General features: G+C 72.9%; 18 protein-coding genes, 1 pseudogene and 1 riboswitch. Of the genes and pseudogenes, 9 read left to right on the plus strand and 10 right to left on the minus strand.

Translation table 11 applies throughout. The features are described from left to right. Positions 1-103: 103 nt before the first annotated feature. The gene (locus ACWD4B_RS04600) at positions 104-736 is read left to right on the plus strand and encodes a TetR family transcriptional regulator (RefSeq protein WP_451419370.1); all 633 of its coding nucleotides are present in this window, start codon (positions 104-106) and stop codon (positions 734-736) included. Between the two features lie 339 nt (positions 737-1075). Further along, positions 1076-1450 (plus strand): annotated as a pseudogene (locus tag ACWD4B_RS04605) (LuxR C-terminal-related transcriptional regulator); the annotation flags it as partial. On the opposite strand, the gene ACWD4B_RS04610 reads toward ACWD4B_RS04605, so the two are convergent. From ACWD4B_RS04610 to ACWD4B_RS04640, 7 genes are all read right to left on the minus strand, one after another. Further along, entirely contained in the window at positions 1376-3268 is a 1893-nt protein-coding gene (locus ACWD4B_RS04610) for an ATP-binding cassette domain-containing protein (RefSeq protein WP_451419371.1), read from the minus strand. The pseudogene ACWD4B_RS04605 and the gene ACWD4B_RS04610 sit on opposite strands and share 75 nt — an antisense overlap. Before the next feature lie 2 nt (positions 3269-3270). Then, on the minus strand, positions 3271-5019 hold the full coding sequence (locus tag ACWD4B_RS04615) for an ABC transporter ATP-binding protein (protein WP_451419372.1): 1749 nt from the start codon (positions 5017-5019) through the stop codon (positions 3271-3273). 94 nt (positions 5020-5113) lie between these two features. Next, positions 5114-5233, minus strand: a complete 120-nt coding sequence (locus ACWD4B_RS04620; RefSeq protein WP_451419373.1) for a SapB/AmfS family lanthipeptide — start codon at positions 5231-5233, stop codon at positions 5114-5116. Between the two features lie 93 nt (positions 5234-5326). After that, positions 5327-7876 (minus strand): class III lanthionine synthetase LanKC, encoded by a 2550-nt coding sequence (gene lanKC / locus ACWD4B_RS04625; RefSeq protein WP_451419374.1) that lies wholly within the window; start codon positions 7874-7876, stop codon positions 5327-5329. A gap of 138 nt (positions 7877-8014) precedes the next feature. Next, on the minus strand, positions 8015-9346 hold the full coding sequence (locus ACWD4B_RS04630) for a DUF1266 domain-containing protein (RefSeq protein ID WP_451419375.1): 1332 nt from the start codon (positions 9344-9346) through the stop codon (positions 8015-8017). Positions 9347-9403: 57 nt separating this feature from the next. Further along, positions 9404-10444, minus strand: coding sequence for a hypothetical protein (locus ACWD4B_RS04635; RefSeq protein ID WP_451419376.1), 1041 nt, complete (start codon positions 10442-10444; stop codon positions 9404-9406). A 240-nt stretch (positions 10445-10684) separates the two neighbouring features. Continuing rightward, complete coding sequence (locus ACWD4B_RS04640; RefSeq protein ID WP_451419377.1) at positions 10685-12016, minus strand: tetratricopeptide repeat protein; 1332 nt, start codon at positions 12014-12016, stop codon at positions 10685-10687. A gap of 162 nt (positions 12017-12178) precedes the next feature. On the opposite strand from ACWD4B_RS04640, the gene ACWD4B_RS04645 reads away from it, so the two are divergent. Next, positions 12179-12424, plus strand: a complete 246-nt coding sequence (locus tag ACWD4B_RS04645; protein WP_451419378.1) for a DUF7848 domain-containing protein — start codon at positions 12179-12181, stop codon at positions 12422-12424. A 187-nt stretch (positions 12425-12611) separates the two neighbouring features. On the opposite strand, the gene infA is transcribed toward ACWD4B_RS04645, so the two are convergent. From infA to ACWD4B_RS04660, 3 genes are all read right to left on the minus strand, one after another. Next, positions 12612-12836, minus strand: coding sequence for a translation initiation factor IF-1 (infA, locus tag ACWD4B_RS04650; RefSeq protein ID WP_390777832.1), 225 nt, complete (start codon positions 12834-12836; stop codon positions 12612-12614). After that, entirely contained in the window at positions 12833-13624 is a 792-nt protein-coding gene (locus ACWD4B_RS04655) for a GNAT family N-acetyltransferase (protein WP_451419379.1), read from the minus strand. The genes infA and ACWD4B_RS04655 overlap by 4 nt, the downstream gene beginning before the upstream one ends. A gap of 212 nt (positions 13625-13836) precedes the next feature. Next, positions 13837-15285 (minus strand): aldehyde dehydrogenase, encoded by a 1449-nt coding sequence (locus ACWD4B_RS04660; RefSeq protein WP_451419380.1) that lies wholly within the window; start codon positions 15283-15285, stop codon positions 13837-13839. Between the two features lie 108 nt (positions 15286-15393). Further along, a riboswitch (cobalamin riboswitch) is annotated at positions 15394-15541 on the plus strand. A gap of 117 nt (positions 15542-15658) precedes the next feature. Between ACWD4B_RS04660 and ACWD4B_RS04665 the strand changes: the two genes are divergently transcribed. The 6 genes from ACWD4B_RS04665 (at position 15659) to ACWD4B_RS04690 (ending at position 21974) form a co-directional block, all read left to right on the plus strand. Beyond that, complete coding sequence (locus tag ACWD4B_RS04665; protein ID WP_451419381.1) at positions 15659-16921, plus strand: prenyltransferase/squalene oxidase repeat-containing protein; 1263 nt, start codon at positions 15659-15661, stop codon at positions 16919-16921. Then, positions 16921-17574: an SCO2322 family protein gene (locus ACWD4B_RS04670; protein WP_451419382.1), complete on the plus strand. Its 654-nt coding sequence runs from the start codon at positions 16921-16923 to the stop codon at positions 17572-17574. Before ACWD4B_RS04665 ends, ACWD4B_RS04670 begins: the two co-directional genes overlap by 1 nt. Then, the gene (locus ACWD4B_RS04675) at positions 17547-18806 is read left to right on the plus strand and encodes an energy-coupling factor transporter transmembrane component T (protein WP_451419440.1); all 1260 of its coding nucleotides are present in this window, start codon (positions 17547-17549) and stop codon (positions 18804-18806) included. Before ACWD4B_RS04670 ends, ACWD4B_RS04675 begins: the two co-directional genes overlap by 28 nt. After that, positions 18803-20470: an ABC transporter ATP-binding protein gene (locus tag ACWD4B_RS04680; RefSeq protein ID WP_451419383.1), complete on the plus strand. Its 1668-nt coding sequence runs from the start codon at positions 18803-18805 to the stop codon at positions 20468-20470. Before ACWD4B_RS04675 ends, ACWD4B_RS04680 begins: the two co-directional genes overlap by 4 nt. Then, a complete protein-coding gene (locus tag ACWD4B_RS04685; protein WP_451419384.1) occupies positions 20467-21294 on the plus strand; it encodes an ECF transporter S component in 828 nt (275 codons plus the stop codon). Before ACWD4B_RS04680 ends, ACWD4B_RS04685 begins: the two co-directional genes overlap by 4 nt. A gap of 182 nt (positions 21295-21476) precedes the next feature. After that, positions 21477-21974 (plus strand): hypothetical protein, encoded by a 498-nt coding sequence (locus ACWD4B_RS04690; RefSeq protein WP_451419385.1) that lies wholly within the window; start codon positions 21477-21479, stop codon positions 21972-21974. Positions 21975-22057: the final 83 nt, after the last annotated feature.

Here is a 22057-nt window from a genome sequence, read left to right on the forward strand (position 1 = left end):
GGGCGGCCGAAAGGGCGCCGCCGGGTGATTCGCGCCACGGCCCGGCCCCTGCCATGCTGTGCCGTCCGGGCCGTACGGAGAACCACCGCAGGGCTGGAGCGGAATGGGACACATGACTGCACACCGCACGCCGCCCGCCGGGCCGGCCGCGCCGCCCGGCACCGCCGCCGTGCCCCTGACCGAGCGTCAGGAGGAGCGGCGCCGCCGCATTCTCCAGGCGACCGCCCGGCTGGCCGGGCGCGGCGGTTACGACGCGGTGCAGATGCGCGAGGTCGCCGAGTCCGCGGGCGTCGCCCTCGGCACCCTCTACCGCTACTTCCCCTCCAAGGTCCACCTGCTCGTCGCCACGATGCAGGACCAGCTGGAACAGCTCCACGCGACGCTGCGCAAGCGGCCGCCGACGGAGGAGGACCCGGCGGCCCGGGTCGCCCAGACGCTGATGCGGGCGTTCCGCGCGATGCAGCGCGAACCGCACCTGGCGGACGCCATGGTGCGGGCCCTGACCTTCGCCGACCGGTCGGTGAGCGCCGAGGTCGACGCGGTGTCCCGGCTGACCACGGCCATCATCCTGGACGCGATGGGGCTGACCGGGGCGCCGGGCGCCGAGCAGCTCTCGGCCGTGCGCGTCATCGAGCACACCTGGCACTCCGCGCTGATCACCTGGCTGTCGGGGCGGGCCTCCATCGCCCAGGTCAAGATCGACATCGAGACGGTGTGCCGGCTCATCGCCGGGTGACATCACCGGGTGGCACCCCGGTAGGCGCAAGCCGCTCGCGCGCGGGGCACACGTGGCCGATTCGGTACGTCCTCGCGCCCCCGGGCGTCCTAACTTCCCTACCCAGGACAGTGGTTCACGTCGGTATGAATTGACCGACGTGACCGGGATGGTTCGTCACAGGGAACGGGGAGGGACGGAAACGTGATCCGAGTCCTGCTCATACACGACACCCACCTACTGCGCACGGCGCTGGCGACCGTGATCGGCAGAGAGCCGGACCTGGAAGTCGCCTCGGCACCCTGGCAAGGAGCAGCCGCCGGTCACCGGACACTGCGGCCGCACGTGTGCGTGGTCGACATGGACGGCCCCGAGGCGGGCGGCCCGCGCGGCATCGGCGACCTCGCGCACCGATGTCACGCGCCGGACGGCGGGGGCGCCGCCCTGCTCGCCCTGGCGACGCCCGGGCGGCCGGGGCCGCTGCGCCGGGCCTTCGAGGAGGGCGCGTTGGGATACCTGAGCAAGAACACCTCGCCGGACCGGCTGGTCGAGGGCATCCGGCACGTGGCCAAGGGCGAGCGGTACATCGACGAGTCGCTCGGCCACGGCTTCCTGGAGGCCGCCGCCATGCCGCTGACCCGAAGAGAGCTGAGTGTGCTGTCACTTGCCGCGGAAGGGGCCTCCATCGGGGAGATCGCCCGCAGCCTGCACCTGTCGAACGGGACCGTACGCAATTACATGGCCGCCATCACCCGGAAGACCGGGGCCCGCAACCGGGTCGATGCGATCCGCATATCGCAGGGGGCGGGCTGGCTGTGAGACGGCCGCAGCCTCTGCGTCCCCCATGAGGTCACGGTAGAACGCCGAGCGCTGCAGCAGCTCGGCGTGCGTCCCGGCGGTCGTCCGCGCACCGTCCATGACGAGGACCCGGCCCGCGCGCCGGGCCGAGCCCGCGCGGTGCGCGATCACGACGAGGGTGCCGCCGGGGCGCGCCGCGAAGGCGCGCTCCGCGCGCGCCTCGGCGGCCGGGTCGAGGTGGCAGGCCGCCTCGTCCAGCAGCACGACGGGGGCCGGGGAGAGGTAAGCGCGCACCAGGGCGATGTGCTGCCGCTCCCCCGCCGACAGCTCGCCGGGGACGAGCGGTGCGGACAACCCGCCGAGCCGGTCCAGGAGTTCACCGGCCCCCACCGCGTCGGCGGCGGCCAGCACCTCGCGGTCGGGGACCGCGTCGGTGCGGAGGTAGCGGACGTTGTCGCCGACGGTGCCGGAGAAGACGTACGCCTCCTGCGGGATCAGCGCCCGGAGGTCGCGGGCCGCCCGGGCCCGCGCCGGGATCCCGCACACCTCGACCTCGCCCCGCTGCGGCTCCAGCACCCCCGCGACCAGTGCCGCCAGCGTCGACTTGCCGATGCCGCTGAGGCCGACGACGGCGAGGTGGGAGCCGTGCGGGAGGTCCAGGTCGAGGCGGTCGACGACGGGGTCGGCGTGGGGGCCGTGCGCGAAGGTGACGCCGCGCAGGGCGACGGCCGGGGCGTCCGGGGCGGCGGTGGCCGGCAACGGGGGCGCCGGCTGCGGGGGTTCGGCCGTCAGCCGGCGGAGGACGACGGCCAGCCGGGAGCCGTTCGTCCCCAGACCGCTCATGAGGTTCTGCAGGCCCGGCAGGAGGGACTGCGTGAGGTAGGCGAGGGCGCCGACGAGCGCGCCCGCGGACACGCCGCGGTCCAGCAGCCAGGGCGCGGCGGCCAGCAGCAGCACGACGGGCAGCCGGCCCGCGACGGCCAGTGCCGCCACGCGCAGCACGGACCAGCGGGCCAGGGCCCGCGAGGCGTCCCGCTCGGCGTCGACGAGCGCCCCGGTGCCGGCGTGGACCTGTTCCTCGGCGCCCGCGGCCGCGACGTCGCGCAGGCCGGCGCAGACGTCGCCGAGCGACTGCGCCACGGCCTCGTCGGCGTCGAGGAACGCCTCCTGACGGCTCACGAGCGGGCGCAGCGTCGCGGCGAACAGCGCCAGCCCCGCGAGCAGCGGCGGCAGGACGAACGCGAGCAGGACGGGGGCCAGGAGGCAGAGCCCGGCCAGCACTCCGACGGCGGTGAAGACGAACGTCCGCGCGACCATGACCACTCCCGCGAACGTGTCGCGGGCGATCTCGACCTGGTGCGTGAGCCGGGACACGGCGGCACGGTCGCCGTCGTGCAGGGCGCGGGCGACGACGCGCCGCACGAGGGCGTCCCGCAGGGGCTCGGCGAGGGCGGCGGTGCCGCGGTAGGTGCGGCCGGTGCCGTAGGCGCCGACGAGGACGGCGACGGCCGCACCGGCCAGCCAGGCGAGGCCGGTCGCCGACCTCCCGGCGAGGAACCCGGCGTCGAGGGCCCGGGCGAGGGCGTATCCGGTGGCGAAGGTGTACGCGGCCTCGGCGACCGACCACCCGGCGAGCGCGGCGACGGCGCGCCGCCTGCGCCACAGGAACCGGGCGCCCTGCCGGGTGAGGGTGCGGGGGGTTCGGGCTCCGCCCACGGGCCCCTCCTCGGGCTTCTCCTCGGGTTCGGGGTCCACGGCTATGACTCCGCGCCCCGCGGAACGGGCGGTTCCGGAGGCTCGAAAACCGCACAGTAATCCGGCAGCTCGCACAAGTGCGCATGGGTTCCCACCGCTCGAATCCGGCCATCCTCGAGCCAGGCCACCCGGTCCGCGCGGGCCGCCGTCGTGGGGCGGTGGGCCACGACGAGACAGGTGCGGGCGGGGCCTGCGGCGGTCAGGAGGGTGCGGGTGATACGGCGTTCCGTCACCGCGTCCAGGCTCGACGTCGCGTCGTCCAGGACGATCAGGCGGCTGTCCGTGCGGGCGAACGCCCTGGCCAGGCCCAGGCGTTGGGCCTCGCCGCCCGACAGCGGCGCCGCCGCGCAGGGCGTGTCGTAGCGCGCCGGGAGGCGGCGGACGAATGCGTCCGCGCAGGCGGCCCGCGCCGCGGCGGCGACCGTCTCCGGGGCGGGGGGCTGCGGGCCCAGCCCGATGGTGCCGGCGATCGTGCCGCCGAGCAGCGCGGGGCGGGCGAAGGCGTAGGTGATGCGGGAGCGCAGCGCGGTGCGGGTGAGGTCGCCGAGGGGGACCCCGTCCAGCTCCACCACCCCCGCGTCGGGGTCGGCGAGCCGGCCCGCCAGTTCGGCGAGGACCGACGTGCCCGTGCCCGAGCGGCCGACGACCGCCAGGGTCGTACCGCCCGGCACCACCAGGTCCAGCCCGTCGAGGACGCGGCGGCCCCCGCGGACCGCGGTCACCCCGCGCAGCCGCAACGTCCCGTCGCCCTCGGGCGGTTCGCGCCGCCCGTACCGGGCCGGCGGCTCCGCGAGGACCTCCGCCAGCCGCCCGGCGGCCGTGCGCGCGTGCACCAGGGCGTTGAGGCGGCCGACGATCGCGCCGATCCCGGCGGCCAGCACCGCGTAGCGCGAGGCGGCCAGCACGTCGCCGACGCTGAGCGCGCCCTGCGCGAGGCGCAGGCCGGCGACGGCCAGCACCACGATCTGCAGCAGCGGCAGCACGGTGGCCGCCTGCGCGGCCGAGCGGCCCTGGACCTGCCACATGCGGTGGCCCTCGCGGGAAAGACCGGGGAGCGGCTGCAGGATGCGGTCCGTCTCGCGGCGGGCCGTTCCGGCCGCGGTGATGGTGCGCACGCCGTCGAGGGCCTCGACGAGCCGGCCGGCCAGGTCGCCCTGGAGGCGCTGGTAGGCGGCGAGGCAGTCGGTGGAGGCCCGGGTGAAGGCGCGCAGCAGAAGGAAGAGGAGAGGGGCTCCGGCCAGGAAGGCGACGGCGAGCCAGGGGTCGACGAGGCCGAGGGCGACGATCCCGCCGAGCGGCGCGGCGACGGAGGCGAGGGCCGAGGCGAGGCTGCCGGGGGCCGTGCCCACGTAGGCGGCGTTGCCGACCAGGCGGGCGACGAGGTCGCCCGGGGCGAAGCGGGCGGTGGTCCGCGGCCCGACGGCGAGGACGTGTCCGAGCACCCGGTGCCGCAGCCAGGCCGTGGCCCCGGCGGCGGTGGTGCCGGTGAGCAGGCCGTCGAGTGCGTCGACGACGGCCGGTGCGCACAGCAGCAGCGCGCACAACACGATCCAGCGGCCCGCCTCGCCGCTCTGCCGCGCGAGCAGCAGGTCGACGGTGTGGCCGAGGACGGCGGGCAGCAGCAGGGCGGCGCCGGTTCCTGCGACGGAGGTCAGGCCGAGGGCGAGCGTACGGGCGCCGACGTGCCGGGTCGCGTCGGCGACGAGCCGGTCACCGGGACCGAGACAGGATCGGCGATGCCTCGCGGCCATGGGCACAAGCCCTTCCGTGCGGTCGAGCGGGCCCTCCCGCCAAGGGGAGAGCCCGCCCGGAGCGGTCACCGGTTACCGATCACCAGGGCGTGTGTCAGAGGCACAGCAGGACGCTGGCGACGCTGTCGCAGAGGAGCAGGCTGACATTGCTGCCGCCGCCACCGTCGTGGCCGATCTCTTCGGATTCCATGCCCTGGAGGTCGAGAAGCGCCATGGTTCTTCCTTTCATCACGTTCTTTGGGGACTGGGTTGAACAGGGTTGAACAGGGTGGTGCCACGGCTCCTCCGCATCGGCGGGGGAACCGGCTCAGGGGCGCCCGTGCGGGCGCGGGAGGAACGGCAGTTGTGCGGTGCGGTCGCCCAGGGCGGTGCCGAGGGCGAGCAGGCAGCCTGCGGTTCCGGTGGCGAGGTCCATGGACAGCCGCATCATCTGGTGGCCGGGGAAGGCCAGTTCGCCCTGGTAGGCCATGCCGTACCAACCCAGTGCGGCGACCTGCCGCGCCAGGTGGTCCGGGGCGGCCCCGGGGGCGGTGGTGCGGGCCAGGTGCCAGATCATCCCGGCCCGGCCCTGGAACAGGCCGGGCTGGGCGTAGAAGCGCGAGCCGGCGGCGGCGAGGATCCCGGAACGGGCCTCGGCCAGATCGGATCCCGGCACGTGCCCGAGGTAGTCGTCCAGGACGGCGCCGATGCCGACGCTGCCGTCGCCGAGGTAGGGCATGGTGCGCCAGCCCTCGTCGACGGCCAGCGCGCCCCCGGCCGTACGGACGCACCGTTCCAGGTCAGCGCGCAGGGCGGCCCCGGCGAGTTCGAGCAGGGCGGGGGCGCCCGTCCGCTCGTACAGCCGCAGGAAGAACAGGGCGGGCCCGGTGGCACCGTGCAGCAGCCCGGCCCGGACGGGCCCCGGCGTTGCAGGGGCGGCCATCCGGTCGGCGAGCAACTGGGCTGCTTCGACGGCCCGTTCGTGGAAGTGCCGTTCGCCGGTGGTGCGGGCGAGGTGGTCGAGGACGAGCCCGATGCCGGCGACGCCGCCGTGCAGGCCGGAGCCGAGGCGCTGCCACCGCTCGCCGAGGACCGTCCCGGCGAGGTCGAGCGCGCGGTCGCGGTGGCCGAGCCGGTCGAGGACGAAGGCGACACCGGCCAGCCCGTCGTAGAGGCCGGGCGGGGTGCCGGGCGGCGCGGGGTCGGTGTGGTCGAGCAGCCACTGCTCGCCGGTCTCGTACCGCGGCGCACCGGTCTCGGCGAGGGCGTAGAGCACCCCGGCGGCGCCGTGCGCGAGGCCGAGGCCGCCGCCCTCGGTGAACTGGGCGACGTCGCCGGGGAAGAGCCGGTCGTCGCGGTCGGGCGTGGCGGAGGCGAGCAGGGCGCGGACCATGGAGTCCCGGCTGCGCGGCCAGTCGCCGGGTTCGGGCAGGGCGGTGACGTCGCCCTCGTCGCGGGTGATCTCGGCGACGGCCTCGTCCAGGAACTCCCGTGGCACGTCCGGGAATTCGGATGCGACGACCTCCGCGAGGTGGACGGCCTTGCCGCGGTCGACGGCGAGGAGCGTGGTGATGGGCAGGAACAGGGCGAGCCGCAGGCAGGCCAGCGCGTACCGGTCGGTGTCGGTGCCCGTGCGGCCGGGCGGGGCGCAGAAGCCGGGGTGGGCGACGACCTGGCGGCTGCCGTCGGAGACGTCCGCGGCGGCCTCGAAGTCGATGAGGACGACGGACCGTTCGTCGGGCGCGACCATGATGTTGAACATGTGCAGGTCGTTGAAGACCACTCCCCTGCCGTGCACCGCCTCGACCGCCTCCTCGACGGCACGGTGGATCCGCAGGGCCCAGGCCGTGTAGTCGGCGAGCGCGGCGGGGTCGGGGTCGGCGGTGAGCAGCGGATGGCGTTCGGCGAAGTAGGAGTTGAGGGTGCGGCCCTCGACGAAGTCCATGACGAGGAAGCGGTGGTCGCCGAGGGTGCACCAGTCGCGCACGGCGGGGGCGACGCCGAGTCCGGAGAGCCGTTCCAGCGCCGTCCTCTCCCGCTCCAGCCGGGCGATGGCGTCGGCCCCGTCCGCGGCGAGCCCGGCGTACGGGCGGCCCTCCTTGAGGACGACCGCCCGCCCGTCGCGGGTGCCGGTGCCGCGGTAGACGCCGCCGCCGTTGGAGAAGTGCAGGGCCTTCTCGATGCGGTACGGGAGTTCACCGACGGTGGTGGCGTTGCGTGCGGCGAGGTGAGGTGCGAGGAAGTCCGGAAGGGTCACCCACGCGGGCACCTGGAAGGCAGGGTTCCGGGCGTCCGGGACGAGCAGGCCCTCGCCGTCCTCGACGGCGGGCACGAGCGTGCCGCGCCCGTCCAGGCAGTAGCGCCGCTCGAAGGCCCCGTACCGGACGTACAACGGCCCTTCGTGCCAGCGCAGATCGGTGAGGATGTACGGCCCCGGCCGCCCGCCGACGATCTCGTGCAGCTCGGTGAGCACGGTGTGCAGCTGCTGTTCGTCCCGCGGGTAGACGGTGACGAACTTCCCGCTGCCGTCGCGGGCCGCGTACTTGCTGTTGCGCAGGTGCAGGAGGGGGCGGCTGGGCACGAACTTGAAGGAGATACCGCGCGGGACGCAGTAGTCCCAGACATCGGCGGCCGTCTTCTCCGCGGTGTCGGCGGTGGCCGAGACGTGGATCTTCCAGCCCTGGGGCGGCAGGTGCCGCCCGTCGGGGATCAGATGCAGCCAGTCCCCACTGCGCGCGGTGCGCCACCCGCCGGGGGCGGGGCGGCGGGCGGGCTCGAAAAGGGCGGCGCCGTCCTCGGCGCCGGGGGCGGCCAGACGGTCCGGGGTCTCGTAGAAATGCCGGTCGACCAGGCAGTGGACCTCGTACCGCTTGTCCATCGTGAGCGTTCCCCCCTCGGCCTGTCCGCTGACAGGACGAGATTTCCACGGCGGCCGGGGGCGGAACAGTCACAGGTGTCATGACGTGACCATGCGGAACGCATGAGTAACTTCATGCTGGTCCAGGCCTTTTGATGTTCACGCCCCCTGCCCGAGCATGCTTCTCTCGCGCCCCCAGGGGATGTTGAGCCAAGGGCTGCCCGGGTCCGTGGTGAGGATGCGATGCGCCTGCAGAACCTCCTCGTACCACGAGCCGAACTGCTCCTCGTCGAAGTGGAGGCAACGCCCCAGGGCGTACGCGGCGGAGAACTCCTCCCAGGAGGAGTAGGCGGACCTGGCAGCGATACCGGCGCGCAGGACCGCCTCCTCGGCCTCGTGCAGAGTGCAGTACCTCGCGGCCAGACCCCAGCGGGCCATCCCGGAGGCCCGCCCGTGGTCCCAGGCCTGCGTCGTGCGCACATACGCGTCCTCCGCCAGCAGACCGTCCGCGCGGAAACGGGCCTCGTAACGCGTGATCAGGCCGATCAGCCGGTGGAGTTCGGCGACGTGCTCCTCGATCTCGTCCTCTGCGAGGGTCTTCCCCCGGGTGACCCCGTCGGGCGTGATCCGGGTCTCGCCCGCCTCTGCGATCCTCCTGCGCAGGACGTTCTCCGCCGTCCGGCGCCACTGCTCCACGTCGACCGGCCCGACGAAGTCCTGCGCCATGGCCCGCCGGACCCCGAGCGCGAACTCCCATACACCACCGACCATGTCGGCGTTCAGCAGCCGCTCCTGGGCGTCGCGCCACCCCTCCGGGTCGCCGACCCCCCACCAGTCCTCGAGCCGGTCCTTCTCGTGGAAGTAGCCACCGCCGTGATAGGCCATGGCATTCCACGGCTCGCCGTTCTTGACGAAGAGCAGCGCGCCGCACGCGAGCCCGTGGGCGAGCGGGCCGTGCAGGGGGCCGCCCACGTACAGGGCGCGCAGCCGGCCGTGGCGGTCCGGACATCCGCAGGCGCTGGTGCGCACGCGGTCGGCGTGCTCGCTCCAGACAGCCCGGTGCGCCGCCGTCGCCGGGATGATCGCCTCGCAGGGGCTCCCGGGGTTGACCGCGAGATACGGCGGATCGGCGTCGTTCCACTCCCGCGCGTACCAGCCCAGGGAGTACCCGCAGAAGACGGGGTCGGCGACCGGCGCAGGCAACATGCCCTCGGTGAAGACCGCCAGACAGACGATCCCCGTCCGGGGATGCCGGTAGGGGGTGAAGACCACTGAGGGAGGCTCGGCGTCCGCGCGTTCCCGCGGGACGGCCAGGAACAGCCTCGTCTCGGCCAGCACATGGAAGTACGCGTCCCAGTCACCGCGGAGCAGTGCGTCGTACAGCCCCTGCTCGACGTCGCTCGGCGCCTGCCATGCCACGGCCGCCCGCGGATCCCGGACGGCCGGCTGCGCCCAGCCGACGGGACTTCCCCCTGTGTTCCACAACCCCATGGGCCGATTTTATCGATCACTCATCGAACATCCGCATGCCCGCCCGCGGGCCGGGCGTCAGGGGCGCGCTTGGAAGTGTGCGTCGCGGCCCATGGCGGCGAGGGCACGCTGCGCGGCGGCGTCGCTGCCCAGGGAGTAGTCGCAGGAGTCGTGATGCGCGTGATCGTTCCAGTACATGACCGCACCGATCTGCGGGTGGGCCGCCACGTAGCCGGTCATGGCCTGGATGTACGAGGCCCGTACCTCCGGTCCGGCGAACGGGACGCTGCCCCACTCCGGGATGAACACCGGCTTGCCCGGGGCGTGGGCGGCACTCCAGGTCAGCGCCGCCCCGAACACGGTGCCGGGCTTGGGGGCGGTCTTGGACGGATCCGTGTAGGCGCCGGTGGCCTGCTTCGAGCAGCCCCCGGAGACGTATCCGTCGACCCCGACGACGTCCACGTTCTCGGCACCCGGCCAGTAGCGGTCGGCGGTGCCGTGCTGGTGGAAGCCGTTCGCGGTCAGGATCCACACCCAGCGGAGGTGGCCTCCGTCCTGGCTGTCCAGGTGGGCGCCGGCGGCCAGTTGGTGCACGTGCCGCCAGGCCGCGACGAACTGCGCCGGGCTCCCCTTCTTGGCGTCTTCCTTCGCGTTGGGCTCGTGGTTGAACGACACGTAGACAGCGCTCAAGTGGTGTGTCGTGGCGGCGTTGTCGACCGCACGCAGATATCCGAGCACGGCGGTGTCGGACTTGCCCGCGGCGATGGACGCCCAGTCCCGGCCGGGCCCCGTACCCAGACTGGCCAGCAGGGTTGCTCCGGCGTTCAGGGCCCGGGTCTCTTCCGCGGTGGGGAACGAGGCGGCAGTGTCCACGGTGTCGTAGGTGCGCACGATCGCCGGGGAGCGGCCGAGACCGGACAGGCCGGAGAACTGCGCGTCGCCGCCGAACAGCACGCCGCCCGAAGTCGCCGTCGACGCGTGGGAGGCACCGGGCTTCGCCGCACTCGAACCGGCCAGCTGCGCGGTCGACTTCTGGCTCGAACAACCGGCCAGGGCCAGAGTGACCGCGGCCAACGACGCGGCCGCAGCCGCAGCCGCTCGCCGACGGGCAGGGAACATCCGGGACAAGGTCACGCCTCACCATCCTCTTCTGGCGCGACTGCCACAGCCGCACCGTTCAGATCGGAGGACGACGCCCTTCGGCGGGGAGTTTCGCCGACCTTTCTCGGATTCCCCAAAGGGTTGGGCCGGAATTGGCAAAACGGCACGGGGTGCGTGTGATCGCACGAAGCGTCTTGTGTCTCACTACAAAACCTTCCGTCGAGCGGAGCGCCCGGCTCGCGAAGGCGGAGTGCTGTATCAGGAGCGAATCAGCGACGCGGGAATGATCTGCCGCGCACGATCGTAAAGCTCACGAGCGAATGCATTCTTCACATGCGGACGGAGCAGGCCGATCATGCGTTTCATGCGTTCGTCCGCACGCCCGGACTGAACCAGTGGGTAATCGTCCAGCGCCATGCCCCAGGTGCGACAAGCCGCCTCCAGGTGCCCGACTTCCAGCTGCTGTTCGGCCAGTAGACCTCGACGGTGAACACGCGAACGCCTGTAGACGCCCTGACGTTCACGGTCGGACATCAGCATTGCCTCCACTGCGCCCGGCCGGTCTCCCAGCTCGTACCGGACCTGACTGACGTGGTAGTGAAGCGAAGCCGGGTCGTAGGACCCAAAGGCCTTCCCGCGCGACTCCGCCCTGTCCATAGCCGCCTCTGCTTCACGGATGTACTTGAGCGCATTGCTTCTGTCACCCGTCTGTGCCGCAGCATGCGCTTGTTGGCCGGTGAGGAAAGCCTTCATACGCGGTCCCGCCTTGGGAGATGCCTCGGAGGCAGCATCTGCAAGCTCTACGGCCTTGCCCCCGTGACGAAGGTCCACGGCCTGCACCGACATTCCGCGCAGCGTCGTGCAATAAGTCAAGTGATCCTCTGCGGCGCCCGCCAGCTCCAGAGCCTTGACGTAGTACTGCTGGGCAAGTCCGTGCAATCCCTCATCCACCGCCATATAGCCCGTGAGATAGAGGAGGTCCGATGCTGCGGAGAGTATTGCTTGTCGCACTTCACCAGTTGCCTCTGCCCGTAGGTATGGGGCAACTGTGTTGACCATGAACGACGCTGCCATGGGACGCGCGTGCCGACCGCCGAACTCGTCGTCGAGGTCCGAGACACGTTCAGTCATCGCTTTGACCGTCTTGACTTCATTCATGCCGATGCGGGTCATCCGGCCCGACTGCACCGCCTCGGCGCGCCCCACGACGTCGGGCCATCCCGGGATGGTCAGGGCGACCGAGAAGAGTCCGGCCCCGAGGACGCCTCTGCGCGACGGGTCCATGTCGCCCCTCCCCAGCTCGATCACCCCTTCCACCGCATCCAGCTGCTGCCCCGATTGATCGATCGAAAGCGCGAACCCTGCTTCGCGATGCGTGACGGGGCGCTGAAGCCGCCGTGAGAACGCTTCGACGATGTAGTGCCGCACCCCCTCCTTGGGGGTCGTCCCGGCCAGCCAGTGATGAACTGCGGATGCGTTGTAGCGCAGGGGGGTTCGGTCCTCGGCACCCACCAGGTTCACAGCACGCGCGCACTGGCTCAGAGTCCAGCCGGTTTCCTTGAACAGTCCTTGCAGGGACTCGTTCGGCATGATCGCTCAACTCCTGGCGCCCCGTGGTGCGTTAAACGCTTTAAATCCGCCGCTCCACTGCAACGGTACCGCCGCGCGTGACCCCACGGTTACGTAGAGGCAGGAGAGATCACCGAGAACAGAGGGAGCGCTGCTCCCCGACGACGAGCCGAGGTGGAGCAAGTGACCCGTTCCGTACAGGGATTCACCCGCTGGAAGATCACGTCCGTCAAGGTGCCGGGCAACCCCCTGGTGACGCACGAACTGTACTGCGCCGCCTGCACCAACAGCTCGGGTCCATGCGCGGAGATCGACAGCGCCCTCGACTGGGCCAGGCGGCACTCCGGCACCAACCCCGACCACACCGGCTACCGGGAGATCGCACACCGGCACTGGAAGACCACCCCCGAGGCGCCGATCACTTTGTAGGCCGCCTCCCGCCCGGCCGTCATCGGTCACGATCGGCCGGGCGGGTTCACCTGAGCGGGCTTGGCGAAGTGCGGTGCGTGATCGCGCCCCGAAGGGGCGCGGGACAGTTACATATGCGGCTCCGCCGCGTGGGCGCGACCAGCCACGACGAGCCCGCAGTCGACGCACCACCCCTCCCGCGGAGCGCCTAGTTCCGGTACCGGAACACGATCCGGCCGCGCGTCAGGTCGTACGGCGGGAGCTCCACCAGCACCCGGTCCTCCAGCATGACCTTGATGTAGTTCTTGCGGATCTTCCCGCTGATGTGCGCGAGCACCTGATGGCCGTTTTCCAGCTCCACCGTGAACATGGCGCTGCGCAGGCACTCGACGACCTTGCCCTCGACTTCGATGACGTTCTTGTTCTTCGTCATCGCACCAGCTCCAGGTTGCTGCTCATCGGCCGGGCGCCGATGCCCTCGAACAGCGCCGAGGCCGCTCGGTTGGACTCCTGGACTTCGGTCCAGGCCTCGGCGAACCCGGAGCGGTGCAGCGTCCCCAGCGCGTGGGCCAGCAGCGCCCGCGCGATGCCGCGGCGCTGCTCGCCGGCCCGGACCGCGACCAGCCCGATGCGCGGCCGGTTCACCGTCACCACCCGGATCAGGCCCAGGTAGCGGTCCGGCGCCGCGGCCACCGCGTACTTCGACGGGTCGACGACGGTGTCGCCTTCGGGGCGGGGAATTACTTCCGCGGGCATCGACTGCCACCCGACGGTCGCCTCGACCTCGTCACGGATCGCGCGGTCCACCGCCCGCAGCAGACTCTCGTCCGCCCGGCCGGCGGGCACGATCGTCACGCCCGAGGGTGGCAGGACTTCTTCAAGCCCCGTGATCCGCGGGTCGGTCGGCACGACGTACTCCCGCTCGCGGCGCCGTATCGTGAAACCGGCCCGGCGCCAGCCGGCCGTCAGCTCGACGTCCGCTTCGTCGACCACCGTGTACAACGGCGCCGGCAGTTCCGCCAGCATCGCCTCGGCGAGCCGGTCGAAGGCGGCATCGTGCCAGGCGTCGATACTGACGAACAAGCGCCCGTCGGGCCGGTGTTCCGCATGTCCGCGGCCGACCACCAGGTCGTCATCCAGTGCATGCCATTGCCTGTCCGCGACGCGCGTGATCATCACCGCGTTCTCGCTCAGGCCGGATATGAAAGGCTTCGTGTTCATCGGAGTCCCTTTCCAGGAGTGCCTCGGTCTCAGGCGCTCCTGGCGACACCGAACGTCAGCCGCCGGACCGTGACGGGTTGAGGGAGCACCCATGGGTAACTGTGTTCACGGGTCTCACCTCCATACGACGACTTCACGGTCCACCGCGAAAGTAGCAGCGGGGCGCCGCCTCGCTCAAACCCTTTTCCTGTGAGCTCGTAACGCCTCACCCTTCACCCCGCCGGCAGGTGAATCGTCTTGTGCTCCAGATACTCCGCAAACCCCTCCGGCCCGAACTCCCGCCCCATCCCGGAGGACTTGTAGCCCCCGAAGGGGCCCATCATGTCCAGGCTGAAGGTGTTCACGCAGTACGTCCCCGTACGCACCCTGCGCGCCACCTCCACACCCCGCTCGACGTCCGTCGTCCACACGCTGCCCGACAGCCCGTAGTCCGAGTCGTCGGCGATCGCGACGGCCTCCTCCTCGTCCTCGTAGGGCAGCAGGCAGACGACAGGGCCGAAGATCTCCTCGCGGGCGATGCGCATCGCGTTGTCCACGTCCCCGAAGAGCGTCGGCTCGACGTACCAGCCCTTCTCCCGGCCGGCCGGACGGCCGCCGCCCGCGAGGATCTTGGCTCCTTCCTCCCGCCCGAGCGCGATGTACTCCAGCGAGCGGTCCCGCTGCCGCCGCGTCACCAGCGGGCCGACCGCGGTCGCCGGGTCGAGCGGGTCGCCGACGGTCAGCTCCGAGGCGGCAGCGGCCAGCCGCTCGGCGAGCTCCGCGTAGTGGACGCGCGGGGCCAGGATGCGGGTCTGGGCAACGCACGCCTGGCCGTTGTTCATCCAGGCGCTGGGCACGATGCCGGCGACGGCCGCGTCCAGGTCGGCGTCCGGCAGGACGATGGCGGCGGACTTGCCGCCCAGTTCGAGCGTGACGCGGGTCAGGTTGCGCGCGGCGACCTCCATCACGCGCTTGCCCGCCGCGACCGACCCGGTGAAGGCCACCTTGTCGACGCCGGGGTGCCCGACGAGGTACTCGCCGGTCTCCCGCCCGGCGGGCAGGACCGACAGCACGCCCTCCGGCAGCCCGGCCCCCGCGGCGATCTCCGCGAGGAGGTACGCGTCCAGCGGCGTCTCGGGCGACGGCTTGAGGATCACCGAGCAGCCGGCCAGCAGCGCGGGCGCCAGCTTCGTGGCCGCGGTGAACTGCGGCACGTTCCAGGGCACCACGGCCGCCACCACGCCGACCGGCTCGCGCCGCACGAGCAGCGGGCCGAGCGCGCCGGGGCGGCGTTCCTCGTAGGGGAAGTCGCGGGCGACGGAGATGGCGCAGTCCCACACCATCACCGCGCCGAGCGCCTGCGCGAGGACGCTCCAGGAGTAAGGGGAGCCGTTCTGCGCGGAGATGACGCGGGCGAACTCCTCGTGCCGGGCGGCGATCGCGTCCTTGATGCGGGTGACGACGGCGATCCGCTCCTCCGGCGGCAGGCCCGACCAGACCCCGGAGTCGAAGGCGGTACGGGCCGCGGCCACGGCCCGGTCGACGTCGGCGGGCGCGGCGTGCGGCACGCGCCCGATGGTCTCCTCGGTGTGCGGCGAGACGACGTCGAGCACGGCGTCCGTCGCCGGTTCCACCATGGTGCCGCCGATGAAGAGCCGGTCGTGCTCGGCGATTCCGGTCATCCGTGAACCCTCCGTATCTGACGTCCCATCAGATGCTCCATCAGATGGGGATAGCAGCTCCCCGCGGGACGGGCAATGCATGTGCGGTGCGTAACCGCCCCACCACGGATGCAGGCGTCCGGTTAAGGTGTCCGGAACAACTTCATCCCACCTCGGAACGGGGGAAGCCGGTGCGAATCCGGCGCTGACCCGCAACCGTGAGCAGGGCCCAGGGGGCCTGTGAGCCGGAGTACCCGCGCCGAGGAGGAAAAGGCTCACCCGTCGAGGTATGCGGGGCCGGGCCGGTGCCCCGCGCCCCTGCGCGGCGACCGCCGCGCGGCTGCGTACGCCCTCCCGTACGGACTCGTACAGACACCGAGAGGCACCGACCCCCATGGCCCCCTCCTTCGCCGTCCACGCGCGCCGCGGCGCCGCGGCCCTGGCCACCGCCGCCGTGCTGGGCGCCGCCGCAGCGCCCGCGGCCTTCGCCGACGGCTCCCCGTCCCCGGCGGCCCCGGGTCTGTACGGCGCCAAGGACCCCAAGTTCGACGGTGTCTTCCGGCAGTCGCTCGCCCTCGTCGCCCAGCACGCGGTGGGCGTCTCCCCGGCCCCCGCGGCCGTGGACTGGCTGGCGGGCCAGCAGTGCTCCGACGGCGGCTTCGCCGGCTACCGCGCCGACACCGGCAAGGCCTGCGACCCCAAGGCCGGCGAGTTCACGGACGCGACCTCCGCCGCCGTGCAGGGCCTCGCGGCCGTGGGCGGCCGGGACGCGGCCGTGCAGAAGGGCCTCGGCTGGCTCAAGGAGCACCAGAACGAGGACGGCGGCTGGGGCATGAGCCCCGGCGCGGCCAGCGACGCCAACTCCACCTCCATCGCGGTCGGCGCCTTCGCCGCCGCGGGCCAGGACCCGGCGAAGGCCACCGGCAAGAGCGGCAAGAGCCCGTACGACGCGCTGCTGTCCTTCCAACTCGGCTGCGACAAGAAGGAGGACGAGCGCGGCGCGTTCGCCTACCTGCCGCAGAACGGCGAGCTGCAGGCCAACGACCTCGCCTCGACCGCGGCCGCCCTGGCCGCCCTCGGCAAGGGCTTCGGGACCGGTGCGCCGGAGCAGGGCGACAAGCCCGTCAAGCCGCTGGACTGCGCGGGCGACGAGAACGCGAAGCCCAAGGACGCGGCCGCGGCGGCCGACGCCGTCGCCGGCTACCTGGCCAAGAAGCTGGACGCGAACGGCGGGCAGCTGAAGTCCTCGATGCCGGGCGCCCCGGAGGGCCCCGACTTCGGTGCCACCGCCGACGCCGTGATCGCCCTCGCCGCGGGCGGGCACCGCGAGGCGGCCGGCAAGCCGATGGCGTGGCTGCAGTCCAAGGACAGCAAGACCGCCGAGTGGGCCGCGGGCGACCCGGGCCGCCTCGCCAAGCTGATCCTCGCCGCGCGCACCGCGGGCACCGACCCGCGCGCCTTCGGCGGCGCGGACCTGGTGCAGCAGCTCGCCGCGACGGGCCCGAAGGCGGAGGGGCCGGCCATTCCGACGAAGTCCGGGGAGAAGGAAGGGACGAACGGCCGCAGCTTCGGCGGCTGGTGGATCTTCGGCGTCCTCTTCGTCGCCAGCATCGGCGTCGGCTTCCTCCTCAGCAACCGCAGGAAGAAGCAGCTGTGATGCGCAGGATGCACAAGGTGTGCGTCCTGCTCGCGGCCGGGATGCTCGCCGTGCTCGGCGCGGCACCCGCGCAGGCGGCCGGTTACCGCTACTGGTCCTTCTGGCAGGCGGCGGGCGGCGGCAAGGACTGGACGTACGCCACGCAGGGCCCGGCCACCGCACGCCCCGGCGACGGGGAGACGATCGGCTTCCGCTTCGCCGTCAGCGCGGACTCCGCGCAGGCGGCGAAGCCGCGGGGCGCGGCCGACTTCGCGGCGGCGTGCGACGCCACGCCCGCGAAGGACGGCAGCAAGCGGGTGGCCGTCGTCCTCGACTTCGGCACGGCCGCGGACGCCCCCGCGGGCGCCGCCCCGCCTGCCGCGCGCACCGCGTGCGCCCAGGTCGGCACGGACGCGAGCGCCGGGGAGGCGCTGGCCGCGGTGGCGAAGCCGCTGCGCTACAACTCCTCCGCGCTGCTGTGCGCGATCGCCGGGTACCCGGAGTCGGGCTGCGGCGAGCAGGTGGGCAGCGACAGCGGCGAAAGCAAGCCTTCCGCAGCGCCGGAGAAGAAGAAGGACGACGGCGGGCCCTCCGCCGGCCTGGTCGCGGGCATCGCGGCCGTGGCCGTCCTCGGCGCGGCCGCCGTCTGGCAGACCCGCCGCCGGCGCGGATAGGGAAACATCGGGTGAGGAACAGCGGCGCTCTGCACGCCGGCGCATGGTGGATCTGGGCCCTGGGGCTGGCCGCCGCGGCATCGCGGACGACCAACCCCCTGCTGCTCGGCCTGCTCGTCGGCGTCGCGGGCTATGTGGTGGCGGCCCGGCGGACGGACGCGCCGTGGGCGCGCTCGTACGGGGCGTTCCTCAAGCTCGGGCTGGCCGTCATCGGCATCCGCCTGGTCTTCGCGGTGGTCCTGGGCTCGCCGATTCCCGGTACGCACACGCTGCTCACGCTCCCCGAGGTCCCGCTGCCGGACTGGGCGCGCGGGGTGCGCATCGGCGGCCGGGTGACCGCGGAGGGCCTGGTCTTCGCCCTGTACGACGGGCTGAAGCTGGCCGCCCTGCTGATCTGCGTGGGCGCGGCGAACGCCCTCGCCAACCCGGCGCGGCTGCTGAAGTCCCTGCCGGGTGCGCTGTACGAGGCCGGGGTGGCGGTCGTGGTCGCGATGACGTTCGCGCCGAACCTGGTCGCGGACGTGGCCCGGCTCCGCGCCGCCCGCCGCCTGCGGGGCCGCCCGGACCGGGGCCCGAAGGCCCTGCTGCAGGTGGGGGTGCCGGTGCTGGAGGGCGCGCTGGAACGGTCGGTGGCCATGGCGGCGGCGATGGACGCACGGGGCTACGGGCGCACGGCCCGAGTCCCGCGCTCGGTACGGCACTTGACGAACGTCCTGACGCTCGGCGGCCTCACCGGGGTGTGCGCCGGGACGTACGGGCTGCTGGCGGACGAGGGTGCCGGGTACGGCATGCCGGTGATGGTGGCGGGACTGGCTGCCGCCGTCGGGGGCCTGCTGCTGGGCGGGCGCCGGTCGGTGCGGACCCGGTACCGGCCGGATGTATGGGGGGTGCGGGCGTGGCTGGTGTCGGGGTCGGGGGTGACCGTCGCGGTTCTGATGACCCTGGCGCCGGAGGCACCGCTGCACCCGGGTGTGGTCCCGCTGACGGCACCGGTGTTGCCGCTGGGGGCGGCGGGGGCGGTGCTGGTGGGGTTGCTGCCGGCGTTTGTTGCGCCCCGGCCCCACCCTTTCGCCGGTCCTCAAACGCCGGACGGGCTGATTTCAGCCCGTCCGGCGTTTGAGGACGAGCGGCGGAGCCGCGACAAGGGGGTCTGGGGCGCAGCCCCAGGAAACGGGGAAAGGGCGGGTCAGGGGCAAGGAAAAACCACCCACGACAACGAGGCGGCACAGTGATCCGGTTCGAGAACGTGACCGTCACCTACGACGGCGCCGCCAAGCCGTCACTCCGCAACGCGGACCTCACCGTCCCCGAAGGCGAGTTGTGCCTCCTGGTCGGCCCCTCCGGCACCGGCAAGTCCACCCTCCTCGGCACCGTCAGCGGCCTCGTCCCGCACTTCACCGGCGGCACCCTCCACGGCCGCGTCACCGTCGCGGGACGCGACACCCGCACGCACCGCCCCCGCGAACTCGCCGACGTCGTCGGCACGGTGGGCCAGGACCCCCTCGCGCACTTCGTCACCGACACCGTCGAGGACGAACTCGCCTACGGCATGGAGTCCCTCGGCCTCCCCCCGCACACCATGCGCCGCCGCGTCGAGGAGACCCTGGACCTGCTCGGGCTCGCCGCCCTGCGCGACCGGCCCATCGCCACCCTCTCCGGCGGGCAGCAACAGCGCGTCGCCATCGGCTCGGTGCTGACCACGCACCCGCAGGTGCTGGTCCTGGACGAGCCCACCTCCGCCCTGGACCCGGCCGCCGCCGAGGAGGTGCTGGCCGTGCTCCAGCGCCTGGTGCACGACCTCGGCACCACCGTGCTGATGGCCGAGCACCGCTTGGAGCGCGTCGTCCAGTACGCGGACCGGCTGATCCTGCTGCCCGCCCCCGGCGCGGCCCCCGTCTCCGGCACCCCGGCCGAGGTCATGGCGGTCTCGCCCGTCCAGCCGCCGGTGGTGGCCCTGGGCCGGCTCGCCGGGTGGTCCCCGCTGCCCCTCTCCGTCCGCGACGCCCGCCGCCGCGCGGCCCCGCTGCGCGAACGCCTGGCCGACGCGGCACCGGAACCGGCGCCCGCGCCCGCACCCCCGCGGCAGCGGCGCGCCGGCCTGTTCCGCAAACCGGCCCGCCCCGAGGCCGCCCCCGCGCCCGTCGCCGAAGCGTCCGGCCTGGCTGTCCGCCACGGCCGCGTCGACGCGCTGCGCGACATCGGCCTGACCGTCCGGGCCGGTGAGACCGTCGCCCTCATGGGCCGCAACGGCGCCGGCAAGTCGACCCTCCTGCGCACCCTCGTCGGCATGCACGAACCCGCCCGCGGCACGGTGCGCGTCGGCGACGCCGTACCGCACCGCACGAGCCCGCGCCGGCTCCTCCGGCGCGTCGGCCTCGTCCCGCAGGACCCGCGCGACCTGCTGTACGCGGACACGGTGGCCGCGGAGTGCGCCGCCGCCGACCAGGACGCGGGCGCAGCCCCCGGCACCTGCCGGGAGTTGGTCTCCGAGCTGCTGCCGGACATATCCGACGCCACTCACCCCCGCGACCTCTCCGAGGGCCAACGCCTCGCGCTCGCCCTGGCGGTGGTGCTCGCCGCCCGTCCCCCGCTCCTGCTGCTGGACGAGCCCACGCGCGGCCTCGACTACGCGGCCAAGGCCCGCCTGGTGGAGATCCTGCGGGCCCGCGCCGCCGAGGGGCACGCCATCCTGCTGGCCACGCACGACGTGGAGCTCGCGGCGGAACTGGCGCACCGCGTCCTGATCCTGGCCGAGGGCGAGATCGTGGCGGACGGCCCGACCGCGGAGATCGTGGTCTCGTCCCCGTCCTTCGCCCCCCAGGTCTCGAAGATCCTGGCACCGCAGCCGTGGCTGACGGTGCCGCAGGTACGGGATGCGCTGGGGGTGGAGTCGTGAAGAGGGAACCGGCCGACCGCCGAGCGCGAGCGATCCGGCTCGGGCCACGCTCGATCGCCGCCCTGGCCCTGGTCTCCGCCATCGGCGTCGCCGCCTTCGCCTGGCCCCTGCTCGCCGCCCCCGCCTCGGGCCTGGCCCACTCCGGCGACGCCCCCTGGCTGTTCGCCGCTCTGCTCCCCCTCCTCCTCGCCGTCGTCGTGGCGACGATCGCCGACTCCGGTCTGGACTCCAAGGCCATCGCCATGCTCGGCGTCCTCGCCGCCGCAGGGGCCGCGCTCCGCCCCCTCGGTGCGGGCACGGCCGGCATCGAGCCGATGTTCTTCCTGATGGTGCTGTCCGGCCGCGTCCTCGGCCCCGGCTTCGGGTTCGTCCTCGGCTCGCTCTCGATGTTCGCGTCGGCCCTGCTGACCGGCGGCGTCGGGCCGTGGATGCCGTTCCAGATGCTGGCCATGGGCTGGGTCTCGATGGGCGCGGGCCTGCTGCCCGCGCCCGACCGGCTGCGCGGGCGGCGGGAGTCGGCGATGCTGGCCGCGTACGGGGCGGTCGCGTCCGTCCTCTACGGCACGGTGATGAACCTCCAGGGCTGGCCCTACATCGGCTCCCTGGCCTCCGGGGTGTCCTTCGTCCCCGGCGACCCGCTCCCCGACAACCTGGCGCGGTTCGTGGCGTACTGCCTGGCCACGTCCCTCGGCTGGGACCTGCCGCGCGCGCTCGTCACGGTGACCGCGACGCTCGCGCTCGGCCCGGTCGTCCTCAGGGCCCTGCGCCGGGCGACCCGGCGGGCCGCGTTCGAGGCGCCGGTGGAGTTCAGGGAACTGCACTGACCCCTTTCGCCCCTCGTCCTCCGGCACCAATGCTGGCCCCGGAGCGTCTTGACTTGGCGAGAGAGCTCACTTCTCCAGCAAACCTGCTTCCTTTCCCTCAGATGCAGGCGTAGATTCCGCTCGATTTGCGCGCCAAGCCCGCTTCATACCGCACATAGCGCGCGGGAGATGGGAGACGAGTCGTGAACACCAAGAGCCGCGCACTGAACGTGGCATCAGCAGCCATCCTGCTCTTGATCCCGATCTCGGGAACAGCAGCGGCGGGGAATTTTGAGACCGGCCCCACCAACGCTGCCACCGTGACGACGGGAAGCTCGCTCGGACCTGACGATCGCGTCACGTGCACGATCAAAGCGGCCAGACCCAACTACAGCGGGACAACCATCACTGCCGTCGGCTGGATGAGCTCGTGCCGCCCTCATGCGCCGCAGACGTGCCGAACCGAGACGGACCTGCTGCGCTACTACCCCGGTCCGGGGATGTGGCAGGTCGTGGCATCAGGACCGGTCAACTACTCCTGTCCCGGCCCAAGCCGCGTAAGCACCGCCGTCCTGCGTGATTGCGAATCAAACCCTGTGAACTGGAGCTACGTGACCAGGACCTACAGCACGATCATCCAGGACGGCATCCCCACCTCGGGGCATGTGGACAGCGATCTCCTCAACGTCCGCTGCGTCTGACCCTGGCGTGGCTGAAATCGCGCCCTCTGACAGCCAGATGAGTCCTCCGGGTGGGTATCACCAGAGCATGTCCGTCGCGACGC

This window comes from Streptomyces sp. NPDC002536 (assembly GCF_053594995.1).